The sequence below is a fragment of the Capilliphycus salinus ALCB114379 genome, from assembly GCF_047276495.1.
GTDB classification, from domain to species: domain Bacteria; phylum Cyanobacteriota; class Cyanobacteriia; order Cyanobacteriales; family Microcoleaceae; genus Capilliphycus; species Capilliphycus salinus.
In genome coordinates, this window is record NZ_CP178543.1 from 7,469,305 (window position 1) to 7,481,278 (window position 11,974).

Sequence of the window (11,974 nt, forward strand, 5' to 3'; positions counted from 1 at the left end):
TTTTAATTTTTGTAAATTTTAGTTGCAATCTTTTCGAGGGGTAAGTCAATAATATCTGAAATAAGTTTTGATGATATTTTAAAAAAAGGAGACTGATATGAATCAGCTATTTCCACTTGCCCCCCGCTATCGTTTAGATGATGAATCGGTTTGGTTGAAAGGTATCGATCCTTCCCGCCATTATTGGATTCAGGTCAACGGGGATCAACAGTTAACGGTCGTTCTACCGGGTTTAATGGTATCGTCGGCAACAGAATTTAAACAAATGATTCGGGCTTGGCGATCGCTGCAACCGGGACAACAAATGACAATAGAGCGAGCCGCAGGAAGCTGTATTATTTACTGCATTAGTGAAAATTGCTACGCGATCGAAGATCAAAACGCCCCGATCAAAGTTTGGCACCTGTTCGATCAAGAAACCGTTGAAAGCTTGCTGATGACCAGCCATCCCGACTGGAAATGTTCGGCTAAAGATATAGAGTTGGGACGAGAATTGTTAGCCCGTTCTCTGCAACTTCCGGCTAGAGCTTAGGTTAAAAAAGCAACGCGGTTCTTGGCTGAAAATATTGATTGAGATCCCACCCGGCTTTCAATCCTAATTCTGAGATGAATTTTCAGATTGATTTTGAGATAAATCTTGAGATTGATTTTGAGATTGATTTTGAGATTGATTTTGAGATTTGTTTTGTAAATTAAATAACTCCTGGAGAGAAGCGAGCAACTTAACCGTAACAACGGCAATTTCCCCATTGGGATGTAAGATAAACTGCCAAGCCACATTCACCCAAAATAAAGGGGTTCGCACTTTCCCCATAACGCGAATTTGCTGCTGACCCTTGTCTAAGGTTTGGCTAACTCCCTCTTGGGGTTTAAGCTGCATTCCTTGAGCTTCTGCTTCTAAATAGTTGGCGATCGCAACCCGTCCGTGAAGGCGATCTTCAAAGGGTGCTTCTAAGACGCCATCTTCTGCAAATAAAGCCGCAGTTTCTTGAAAATCTCCGGCGTTGAGGGTTTCAAAATATCGTATAACTCGGGGTTCTGTAATCCCTTCTATTTGCAGCAGACTATCGGAATTTGATAAAGTTCTTGTCGTCATAACGTTCAATGTTGTTTTCAATTGACAACTTCAAATAAAACAAAAGAACAGCGATCCGTTTTTATAATCGCTGCTCCGGTTCTATTATAGATTAACTAGGCGAGGGGATCGATTCCCATCCCTGAAACGGCATTCCGCAGAACGGTAATTTGTTGGCTGAATTCTAACTGCTCAATGGCAGCGATCGCTTGACTTGAAGCGCGAGAAACGGGATAACCGGCCGGTACTCCAATTACAGACCCTTGTTTCATCCATTCAGCTAACTGATACCAAAATGCTAGCTTCGTGTTGGCACCGAGAACACCGTAGGCCCGGCTAATCGGATTGTTTACAGAAGCCGCAATGTCGCGCATTGCTTGGAGTTGATCTTGAGGGGGCATCTGCTTGATATCGTTGAGCAGACCTTCGGCAAACTGGAGGCGGGCGGCGCCGGGAGCGGCAGGGGTGATGGTGCGACCCATCTTGGTGTACAGGAACCACAGAACAGCAAGCTGCTCGTCTACGTTGAGAGCTTTGAAGTTTGAGGTTACACGGGCAACAGCATTAGGATCGCTGGAAACGAATACTTTGGCAAAATTTGCAGTTGAGGACTCAGTAGTAAAAGTCATAACAGCTTTTAAGGCTCCTTGGTAAACAACCGTTCTCAGGAGCGGACCTTGGTGAGTCTTGCTTCCCTTGACTTTTATTATGTAACGTTAATTTAAGATTTGCAAATAAAACTTGCAAATAAATTTGATTTGTAATAATCATAGATTTTTATACCTAATTTATGTCCGAAGGTAAATGCGATCGCTACATTGATAGATATAACTGTGATAACTACTCGGAGAAAAGTTAGATTTGTCTGTGAAAGTCGGGAACGGGGAACGGGGAACGGGGAACAGAAAAGAGTTAACCCGTCTGGTGAAGCTGCAAGCCTTGAGGCTCGGATTTCACAAAGTTGGGATAGCAAGCGTTATCGAACCCAAAGCCGAAGTTGAACGGTTGCAGGCTTGGCTGAATAAAGGCTATCAAGCGGATATGGCTTGGATGGCAAACCCCAGGCGTCAGGATGTTCGTCAAGTGATGCCGGAGGTGCAGTCTGTTATCTGCGTGGCGCTGAACTATTACACCCCTCACCAACGCCCGGAAGGGGCGGACTATGGCAAAATTTCCCGCTATGGTTGGGGACGAGACTATCATAAAGTGATGCACAAGAAGTTGAAAGCGTTTTCTCACGGGTTGGAAGCCCAAGGGGAAGGCATTCAAGCGCGATATTATGCCGATACCGGGCCAGTACAGGATAAAGTTTGGGCGCAACGGGCGGGTATCGGTTGGATTGCGAAAAATAGTAATGTGATTACGCGAGAATATGGCTCTTGGGTGTTTTTGGGGGAAATTTTAACGAATTTAGAATTAATTCCGGATTCTCCCCATACCGAACATTGTGGAACTTGTACTCGCTGTATTGAGGCTTGTCCGACGAATGCGATTACAGAACCTTTTGTTGTGGATGCTAATCTTTGTATAGCTTATCATACCATTGAAAATCGAGCCGAACAATTACCGGAGAATATTGATTTAAACGGTTGGGTTGCCGGTTGTGATATTTGTCAGGATGTATGTCCTTGGAATCAACGATTTGCCCAAGAAACAGATGAGGAAGGGTTTCAACCTTATCCGGGAAATCTTGACCCGAAATTAAGTGATTTGGCAGAACTTTCGGAGGAAGAATGGAACGAACAATTTACCGCTTCGGCGCTGCGACGAATTAAACCCGAAATGTGGCGACGAAATGCCCGAAAAAATTTACTGTAGGGGCGGGTTCGAGTTGATGTATGTTTTCCCGGAAAATCAGTTAAATAAACCCGCCCTGGCTGGATGTAAAAGCGGGTTCGAGTTGAGGTATGTTTTCCCGGAAAATCAGTTAAATAAACCCGCCCTGGCTGGATGTAAAAGCGGGTTCGAGTTGATGTATGTTTTCCCGGAAAATCAGTTAAATAAACCCGCCCTCTTTTCGCTTGAAAGTTCAGGGTCGCTGTAAGACTATTATTTTTGTATTTTTGAGGTAATCCTTACCTGTAATTCCCGCTAATATTTTTCCGTCTGGACTGACAACTAAATGACTAAAATCTTCTCTGTTTAAATCTTCTAAATTCTTTTGATTGAGAGTCGCTTCGAGTTGGGCGGTTTCCAGATTCCAAACCGTTAATCCTTTCGGAGTCTTGCCAATGGCGACATTTTCACTAAAGGTAATATTATTTATTCTAAATAAATGGCGTGAAAATCGCTGTTTTGCTTTAAATTCTTGGGTTTTAATATCAAATACTTTTAGCTGAAAATTCCGTTTTCCGGTGCGTTTAATACCGACCACTTTCTGTCCATCTAGACTGAGGCGTGCTATGGATAAATTAGACAATTTCGGAATAACGTTTTGCTGGTTTGTTGGTACATCCCAAGCCACCAGTTGACTATTTGATAATTGAATCAGTACGGTTTTACCATCTAAACTAACATCTTTTAACCTGAAATAGGGCAATTTCAATGTTGCTTTTAGTTGTCCGGTGTTAATATCCCAAACGTTGACTTCGTTTTCGCTATGACTAATAATTGTATTACCATCCGAGGAAAGATGAACATCCCGAACACTTCCCGAGTGACTTTTGAGGATTTGAGGGGGTTTTTCTGAAGTAATATCCCAGATCCGAACAATGCGATCGCCACTACCAGTAATCACCGTTTTTCCATCGGATGAAATTGCTAAAGTGTTAATGACACCGGAATCGCTAGAAAAGGTTTTTTCTAATTTTCCCGTTTGTAAATCCCAAATTTTAATCGCTTTATCTTCTCCACCGCTGACTAATATTTTAGCATCGCTATTCATAGCAATATCAGAAGCCGTTGGATCTCCTTCTAAAGTGTGAATAACTGAGAAATTACAGTAGGGAGATTCAACAGCAGGATGAGAACAATATTTCCGTTTGGATTGAATGAATGGAATAAATTCCCAAATATAGATAATAAAAATTCCAGTGATACTCACTAAAATGCTTAAAGATGGGCGTTTCCACTTAACAGAATTAAAAAGTTTCATCAATTTTTTACCCGATTGATAATCAGTTAGTAAAGAATATATTTTAAATCTAAAATGAATTCGGGTAACACATCCTCACCCGATAAGGTTTTTGGTGATGTTAATATTTCTACAGGTTGTTCTGGGCGATAAATTTCCACTTGTTGTTGTTTTTTATCGATTAACCATCCCAATTTTGCACCATTTTCGAGATATTCTTGCATTTTTTCCTGTAATTTTTTTAAAGAATCCGAAGGAGAACGTAATTCAACGACAAAATCGGGACAAAGTGGAATAAATTTTTCGCGTTGTTCAGGGGTTAATGTATTCCATCGTTCTATTGTTATCCAAGACGCATCAGGAGAACGTTCTGCACCATTCGGAAGCTTAAAACCCGTAGAAGAATCAAAGGCTTTACCAAGTTTATTCTGACGACTCCAAGCTTGTAGTTGATAGGCGAGTTCTATATTTCGATTTCCGGTATCGCCTCCGGTTGGTGACATAATAATTAGTTCTCCATTGACTGTTCGTTCAAATTGATAATCTCGATTATTTTGACAAAGTTGAAAAAATTGTTCGTCGGTTAAATCAACGGTTAAAGCCAACGGAGAAGGTAAAGAAAGCGTTTCTGTATCCATAATTGCTAGAATTAAACTGGGATTGAATTAATGATAAAAATAGGTAAAAGTAGAGTACGTCAAATGATGTTAACGCACTCTACTTTTGGGTGTTTTAGAATTCACCGGCTAAAGCGGCGACGCAGCGTTCACAAATGGTTGGATCTTCAGTAGACTCACCCACATGAACCGAATAATTCCAACAGCGATCGCATTTTTCGCCCTCGGCTTTCACGATACCAATCCCCAAATCTTCGGACTCATCGCTGTATTCAAGTCCTTTTAACTTGTTGGAGTTTTCTAACAGTTCAACCTGGGAACAAATAAACAGATAACGTAACTGATCCACGCCGTTATGCTGTTTTAATTCTGCGGTTGACGGGTTCATTTCGTCCAACTGTTGGCGTAGATTTTCATCTGCAACGTACAGCAAAACTTTCGCCTCCAGAGACGAACCGATCATCTTTTCTTTTCGCGCTTTTTCCATCACTTGGTTAACTTTGGCGCGAATTTCCCGCAATTTTTGCCAGAATTTAGCCAGTTGAGGCTGTTTCCAATTATCCTCCAATTTCACCCAACCCGACTCGAATACCGATGAATAAGGAGTCGAATAAGGTAAATTTTGCCAAATATCTTCCGCCATGTGACAGAGAACCGGTGCGATCGCTTTGGCGAGGTTTTCTAACGCAACAGCCAACACCGTTTGACAACTGCGACGTCGGAACGCATTCTCTGCACTAATATACAGCCGATCTTTGGCGATATCGAGGTAGAAATTAGACAGATCGACAACGCAGAAATTCTGAACGGTTTGGAAGAATCGGAAGAATTGAAACTGATCAAAGGCATCTTTAATCTCTGTAAAAACTTCCGTGATTCGATGCAGCATATATTGGTCTAAATCCGGCAAATCTTCGTAAGCAACCGCATCTTTTTCTGGGTCAAAATCGTGCAGATTACCAATTAAAAATCGGGCTGTATTTCTAATTTTCCGGTAAATATCCGACATCTGTTTGAGGATATTTCCACCCAAAGGCACATCCGCCGAATAATCAACCGACGACACCCACAACCGCAAAATATCGGCACCGTAGGGGGGATCTTTTTGTTGGTTTTTACCGCCTTCAATTACAACCGCAGGGTCAACAACATTCCCCAACGATTTACTCATTTTGTGTCCCTTTTCATCAAGGACAAATCCGTGAGTTAATACCGTTTTATAGGGGGCGTGACCGTAATTTGCAACGCTGGTTAACAAGCTGGAATTAAACCAACCCCGGTGTTGGTCCGAACCCTCTAAATAGATATCGACGGGATAACCCAAACCCCGTTGTTTGGCAACTGCTGACCAGGAAGAACCGGAGTCAAACCAAACATCCATTGTATCGGTTCCCTTGCGATATTTTGCCGCATCTTTGCGATATTTTTCGGGTAATAATTCCTCAACGGACATTTCCCACCACGCATCGGAACCGTTTTCGGCGATAATATTTTGAACGTGAGAAAGGGTTTCTTCGTTCATCAAATGTTCGCCGGTTTCTTCGTTGTAAAAAACGGGAATCGGTACGCCCCAACTCCGCTGTCGGGAGATACACCAATCTGAACGTTCGGCGACCATTGGCGTGATGCGATTTTCGCCCTGGGCGGGAATCCAACGCACATTTTGAATGGCTTTTAAGGCTTCTTCGCGGAACCCTTCAACGGAAGCAAACCACTGTTCTGTCGCTCTAAAAATGGTCGGTTTTTTGGTTCGCCAATCGTAGGGATATTTGTGTTGGTAGGGTTCTTCTTTAATTAATGAACCGGCTTTTTCTAGGGCGTTAATAACCGCTTCATTGGCATCTTTGAGAACATTTAAACCCGCAAATTCTCCCGCTTCTTCGGTAAAGTTTCCATCCGCATCTACCGGACACAAAACAGGTAAACCGTAGCGTTGACCCACCATAAAGTCTTCTTGACCGTGACCGGGGGCGGTGTGAACGAGTCCGGTACCGGATTCTGTGGTAACATAATCTCCCCCAATTACCACCGGACTTTCGCGATCAAACAGGGGATGTTTGTAGGTGGAATGTTCTAATTTTTCGCCTTTGACTGTCGCTTTTACGGTTAGGTTATTGGCGAAGGTTGCTGATAGGCGTTCGACCAATTCTGCCGCGACCAACAAGTATTTAAACGGAAGGGGATGTTCCGCCTTTTTATCCGTTTCTACGACGGCATAAGTTAATTCTGGGTTCAAAGAAACGGCTAAATTTCCCGGAATTGTCCAGGGTGTTGTTGTCCAGATGGCGACGCCCAAATCGGGCAGAAATGGGGTTAATTCTGATTTGACAGATTCCGCTAAACTTGTGATCGGAAATGCCGCAAATAAACTGCGAGAAATATGCCCGTCCGGATATTCTAATTCGGCTTCAGCTAGGGCTGTTTTTGAACTCGGACTCCAGTGAACGGGTTTTAATCCTCGATAGATATAACCCTTGAGAACCATCTGGGCAAACACGCCAATTTGGGCGGCTTCGTATTCGGGATTGAGGGTTAAATAGGGATGATCCCAATCTCCCCAAACGCCGTATCTTTTGAAAGATTCTCGCTGTTGTTCAACCGTTTCTAGGGCGAATTCTTTTGCTTTTTGACGCAGTTTTAACGGGGTGAGTTCTTCCCGTTCGGACTGTTTCATTTGCTGTAAAACTTTCAATTCAATCGGCAAACCGTGACAGTCCCAACCGGGAACATAACGCACTTTTCGCCCCTGCAAAAGTTGGTAACGGTTAATAATATCTTTAAGAATTTTATTGAGGGCGTGACCGATATGTAACGCACCGTTGGCGTAGGGCGGCCCGTCGTGTAAAATAAACGCATCACCCGGATTATTTTCGCCAAGGCGTTCATAAATTTGATTTTCTGCCCAAAATTTTTGTAATTGGGGTTCGCGTTTGACGGCGTTTGCTCGCATATCAAACTTGGTTTTTGGCAGGTTCACCGTATCTTTGTAGGATTTGGCTGCCATTTCTTGTTCTTTTCCGTTTACATCGCTACGTTCAGCCATGATTTACCTTTTTCGGCTAGCTTGCAATACAACCTTTAGTCTACCGTAGAAGTTTGGCACGCTGTCAGATTGTTAGATTGTCTGTTTGTATTCAGACTATATTACAATTATAATACATACGCCGTCAAGTTGATTGACTTCACCAACATTCCCCCCGAGAAGAATAAACACTAATTTTTTTATGAGTTTTGAAAAAAGTTTTGCGGGTCAACTCAAAATAGAGTATTGTAAATTTTCATCGGGAAAAACAACATCTTCATACAGTGAATTAATAGGACTGCGGAAATTAACACGGGTTACTTGAGTGAAGTTTAACTCCAGACAATTTGTAAATCAAGAATAAATCCGGGTAGCACTTCTTCTCCCGATAAAGTCCGGGGAGAATTTAACGTTTCTACTGATTTTCCTAAGCGATAAATTTCAACGTAACGATTTTTTCGTTCAATTAACCAACCTAGCCTTACTTGATTTTCCATGTATTCTTGCATTTTGGCTTGGGTTGCGGTTAAACTGTCGGAGGGAGACATTAATTCTAAGACAAAATCCGGTGCAATCGGCGGAAATTTCTCTTTTTCTTCCGGCGTGAGTTCATCCCATCTTGATTGTTTTATCCAAGCGATATCGGGAGAACGATTCGCACCATTGGGGAGTTTAAAACCTGTTGAAGAATCAAACAGTTTACCGAGTTGATTTTGACGATTCCAAAAGACAAAATCTCCGGCAATTTCAATGTTTTTGTTTCCGGTTTCTCCCCCCGTCGGTGACATCACAATCAATTCACCGGTGGCATTCCGTTCAAATTTAATATCCGGGTTTTTCCGACAAAGTTGATAAAATTGTTCGTCGGTCATTTCAAAAACGGAACTAAAATCAATTGTATAAGCAGTCATCGTCAGAATATCGCTAGGTTGAATCATTACTTATCCCGAAAACCCCCTCGGACAAACTCATGCTTGATTTGATTGTCGAGTTATTATTATTAATTTTAAATCGGTCGGGGTTCAGTCCCCAGTGCTTCTTCTACAAGCCCGACCCTCAAATATTTAGTTTTGTAACAATTATTAAAAAAACGTGCGATCGCCTGTATGATTAACAGTTGGTTCTTAGCATAACTCAATCTTTCATTCATCTACTGGCTTTTTTCGGGAGGAACAATGGACTTTATCACCAACTTTTTCGGCAACATCAACTTTGAACTGATCGCCCAGCTTACGATGTTAGCGCTGATTGTGATTGCTGGCCCCGTGGTCATCTTTTTGTTGGCTTTTCGGGGTGGCGACCTGTAAAAGTTTATTCTGGGGGCTAGGGGAACGATTCAAATTCGTTCTCACTTATCCCCCAGTTTGGCGATTTTTTCAGGAATTTCTGTTAGTCTTGAACGTACTCTTGCCCGGTTGTGAGTGCGATTTCTGCCCGAACAAATTCTCGTCCTAAATAAAGCGCGTGATCGAAACAGCTTAACGGACAAGGTTCGGTTTCTTCTGTAATTTTTATCCCCAATTCTTTCGCCGTTCTTCCCTTAAAAATTGCGGTCGGTCTGCGCTTCAAACCGCCCGTACAGGGGAAAGGTTCGCCCGTTTCCGGGTCTACGGCGAGTCCTTGATCGTTGATGTTGTTGCTATAGTGTTCGGCGCAAATTAAACCCGCTTCCCGATCCACATAAATGATAAAGTAACCCGCAGGATCGAGATGAATAAAGCGCTGGGAAAGCCGATCATCAATCGCTTTGATTTCTTCAGGCGTCGGAATTTTTGAACTAGATTGAATAGACACAGTTGCCAAACATTACAGATCTCAATCTTTAATTATACCTCTAGCAAGAAGCAGATGGTAACATTGTGCAGGTTTCTTTCAACTTCTGGGGTATGGAGTTGATCGCACTCTGACTTTCTTTGACTAAAGCCGTCTCATCAATATTTTTACCCTTGAAACTGGGTGAAACTTGAAGTGAAATCAAATAAAATTGTAATATCCAAAGCGCACTAACTATAACCGTCGTTAGGGTCATTTGAGCGACACGACGCCAAAAATTATTAATCTGATACATTGCTAAAATCCCCTGATGCTTAAAAATGTTTGAACTTAAGTCTTCCACCAACGTAACGAACGATAAACTTATTTCCCCTCCATCTATAGGGAGATTCTCAACTTATACCTATAGCAAGTTCGCAACTCAATAGAGTCGGCGTTTTATCGAAGCAATCAAGACAATATCGGGCGGTCGCTAACAATAATTATACAATTTAATTGCATCTCCAGATATAATCAAATTTGAGATCAAAATAAACTTGCTGTTCTAATTTTTAATGTTAAGCGTTTATGACCCGATATCTAATTAATCGTCTTTTGAGTGCCATTCCGACTTTAATCGCAATTAGTATTGTTGTGTTTGCAATTTTAGCGCTCGCACCCGGAGATCCGATGGGAGAATTTGCAACCAATCCCTCAATTACAGCAGAAGTGCGAGAAAATATTCGCCGTTCTTTGGGTTTAGATCAGCCGATTCCGATTCGTTATTTAAAATGGGCTTGGGCGTTTATTCGAGGCGATATGGGTTATTCTTTTACCAGTCGCAGCCCTGTGAGCGAATTAATTTTACAACGTTTGACAACGACATTATGGGTGGCGGGATCTGCCTATTTTCTAGCGGTTTTAATTGCGTTTCCTCTGGGGATAATCTCGGCAATCAAACGTTATTCTATTTTCGATCAAATTGCGACTACTTTCGCTTTTCTGGGCTTTTCATTGCCGCCTTTTTTCACGGGGTTACTGTTTATCATTATTTTCAGCGTTCAGTTAAATTGGTTTCCCTTCATTTACAATAGTACCTTAGAAGTGACAAATTGGCAAACGTTTATCGAACAAATCAAACAGTCGATTATGCCGATTTCTGTGTTGGCTTTATATCAATCTGCGGTGTTGATGCGGTTTATTCGATCTTCGATGTTAGAACAGTTAAATCAAGATTATGTTCGCACCGCTTACGCGAAAGGATTGCCCAATTTTACGGTCATTCAAGGTCATGTTTTGCGAAATGCTTTAATTCCGGTTGTCACGTTAATTGCGTTGGATATTCCCAGTTTGTTTACCGGAGCGTTAATCACCGAACAAATCTTTAGAATACCGGGAATTGGAGCGTTACTCGTTGAATCGATTTATCGCAGCGATACGCCGGTTGTGATGGCGATTACGTTTATTTATGCGATTTTGGTGGTAATCTTTAATTTAATTGCTGATATTTTGTATGGAATTTTAGATCCCAGGATTCAATACAAATAATATAAACTGAAAAAAGAATGCAAAAGAGGGGGCGGGTTTATTTAAGTTATTGCTGAGAAAGCATAGATTTTTGACAGAACCCGCCCCTACAATATTCCTGAAATTATTTAGGAATTTTGTAAATTAACTGTTTTGTTCGGGATCGATTCCTGCGTTTCGTAATAACTCCTCTAACCTTGTTGCTCGTAAACGTTCCTGTTCTAATTGTTGTTCGGCTTGTTCTGCTCGCAAACGTTCCTGTTCTAATTGTTGTTCGGCTTCTTGTAACTGGTTTTGAATTTCCAGATAAGTTGAAAACCGTTTTCCATCGGGATGATACAATTTGAGTTCATTCTCGGATAATTCAAACCGAATTTGTAATCGAGGACTCACCCAATTGTTGATATCATCAATAACATCCAAACGTTCATCCGTTCGCAGCCAACCACTCAGATCATTTTTGAGAGGATCATACAAATAATATTCTTCCACCCCATAGCGATCGTAAAAAACCTGCTTTTTATTCATCTCCGTTAATGTGTTACCGGGAGAGAGAATTTCAAAAACAACTTGGGGTGTAATATTTCCTTCATTCCACTGTTGATAGGAACCCCTATCGCCTTTCTCCACTCCAAACACAACCATAATATCGGGATCTTGACGAATTTTATTATTGCCTTGAACCGGATACCAAAGCAAATCCCCCGCAACAAATACAGCCGGATCGTGAGTAAATAACCACTCTAAGTTATAGTAAAGAGTGAGAATCCAGCGAAACTGAATGGTATTGTCTGACATCGGTTGACTATCTCGTTCGGGATAATTAACCTCGGAAGAAGTCTGAGATTCGAGTTGAGAAACCATGAGATTCTCCTCGCTAGTGTTCTTCTTTCTATCTTAAAACAAAT

Annotated in this window: 13 protein-coding genes; 4 read left to right on the top strand and 9 right to left on the bottom strand. The window is 41.7% G+C overall.

Going from position 1 to position 11,974, the window contains the following annotated elements:
* Nucleotides 1-97 precede the first annotated feature (97 nt).
* Nucleotides 98-532, top strand: a complete 435-nt coding sequence (locus ACL6C3_RS30360; protein WP_413163852.1) for a hypothetical protein — start codon at nt 98-100, stop codon at nt 530-532.
* A 63-nt stretch (nt 533-595) separates the two neighbouring features.
* Here the strand turns inward: ACL6C3_RS30360 and ACL6C3_RS30365 are convergent, their stop codons facing one another.
* Together ACL6C3_RS30365 and ACL6C3_RS30370 are read right to left on the bottom strand one after the other, a co-directional pair.
* Nucleotides 596-1,096, bottom strand: coding sequence for a nuclear transport factor 2 family protein (locus ACL6C3_RS30365; protein WP_413163854.1), 501 nt, complete (start codon nt 1,094-1,096; stop codon nt 596-598).
* A gap of 95 nt (nt 1,097-1,191) precedes the next feature.
* Nucleotides 1,192-1,704 carry an orange carotenoid protein N-terminal domain-containing protein gene (locus ACL6C3_RS30370; protein WP_413163856.1) on the bottom strand — a complete coding sequence of 171 codons (513 nt, stop codon included), beginning with the start codon at nt 1,702-1,704 and terminating at the stop codon, nt 1,192-1,194.
* A 292-nt stretch (nt 1,705-1,996) separates the two neighbouring features.
* Here ACL6C3_RS30370 and queG point away from each other — a divergent pair, with 292 nt between their 5' ends.
* The gene (gene queG / locus ACL6C3_RS30375; protein ID WP_413168439.1) at nt 1,997-2,893 is read left to right on the top strand and encodes a tRNA epoxyqueuosine(34) reductase QueG; all 897 of its coding nucleotides are present in this window, start codon (nt 1,997-1,999) and stop codon (nt 2,891-2,893) included.
* Nucleotides 2,894-3,104: 211 nt separating this feature from the next.
* On the opposite strand, the gene ACL6C3_RS30380 is transcribed toward queG, so the two are convergent.
* From ACL6C3_RS30380 to ACL6C3_RS30395, 4 genes are all read right to left on the bottom strand, one after another.
* Nucleotides 3,105-4,169, bottom strand: coding sequence for a WD40 repeat domain-containing protein (locus tag ACL6C3_RS30380; RefSeq protein ID WP_413163858.1), 1,065 nt, complete (start codon nt 4,167-4,169; stop codon nt 3,105-3,107).
* 26 nt (nt 4,170-4,195) lie between these two features.
* On the bottom strand, nt 4,196-4,786 hold the full coding sequence (locus ACL6C3_RS30385) for a Uma2 family endonuclease (RefSeq protein WP_413163859.1): 591 nt from the start codon (nt 4,784-4,786) through the stop codon (nt 4,196-4,198).
* A 94-nt stretch (nt 4,787-4,880) separates the two neighbouring features.
* Nucleotides 4,881-7,769, bottom strand: a complete 2,889-nt coding sequence (gene ileS, locus ACL6C3_RS30390; protein WP_413168440.1) for an isoleucine--tRNA ligase — start codon at nt 7,767-7,769, stop codon at nt 4,881-4,883.
* Nucleotides 7,770-8,119: 350 nt separating this feature from the next.
* Nucleotides 8,120-8,698: a Uma2 family endonuclease gene (locus ACL6C3_RS30395; RefSeq protein ID WP_413168442.1), complete on the bottom strand. Its 579-nt coding sequence runs from the start codon at nt 8,696-8,698 to the stop codon at nt 8,120-8,122.
* Nucleotides 8,699-8,962: 264 nt separating this feature from the next.
* Here ACL6C3_RS30395 and psb30 point away from each other — a divergent pair, with 264 nt between their 5' ends.
* Nucleotides 8,963-9,094, top strand: a complete 132-nt coding sequence (gene psb30, locus ACL6C3_RS30400; RefSeq protein WP_413163860.1) for a photosystem II reaction center protein Ycf12/Psb30 — start codon at nt 8,963-8,965, stop codon at nt 9,092-9,094.
* Between the two features lie 82 nt (nt 9,095-9,176).
* On the opposite strand, the gene ACL6C3_RS30405 is transcribed toward psb30, so the two are convergent.
* Both ACL6C3_RS30405 and ACL6C3_RS30410 read right to left on the bottom strand, forming a co-directional pair.
* Nucleotides 9,177-9,581 (bottom strand): DUF4346 domain-containing protein, encoded by a 405-nt coding sequence (locus tag ACL6C3_RS30405; RefSeq protein WP_413168443.1) that lies wholly within the window; start codon nt 9,579-9,581, stop codon nt 9,177-9,179.
* 40 nt (nt 9,582-9,621) lie between these two features.
* Nucleotides 9,622-9,855 (bottom strand): hypothetical protein, encoded by a 234-nt coding sequence (locus tag ACL6C3_RS30410; RefSeq protein ID WP_413163862.1) that lies wholly within the window; start codon nt 9,853-9,855, stop codon nt 9,622-9,624.
* Between the two features lie 272 nt (nt 9,856-10,127).
* On the opposite strand from ACL6C3_RS30410, the gene ACL6C3_RS30415 reads away from it, so the two are divergent.
* The gene (locus ACL6C3_RS30415; protein WP_413163864.1) at nt 10,128-11,087 is read left to right on the top strand and encodes an ABC transporter permease; all 960 of its coding nucleotides are present in this window, start codon (nt 10,128-10,130) and stop codon (nt 11,085-11,087) included.
* Nucleotides 11,088-11,210: 123 nt separating this feature from the next.
* Here the strand turns inward: ACL6C3_RS30415 and ACL6C3_RS30420 are convergent, their stop codons facing one another.
* Complete coding sequence (locus ACL6C3_RS30420) at nt 11,211-11,930, bottom strand: Uma2 family endonuclease (protein ID WP_413163865.1); 720 nt, start codon at nt 11,928-11,930, stop codon at nt 11,211-11,213.
* Nucleotides 11,931-11,974: the final 44 nt, after the last annotated feature.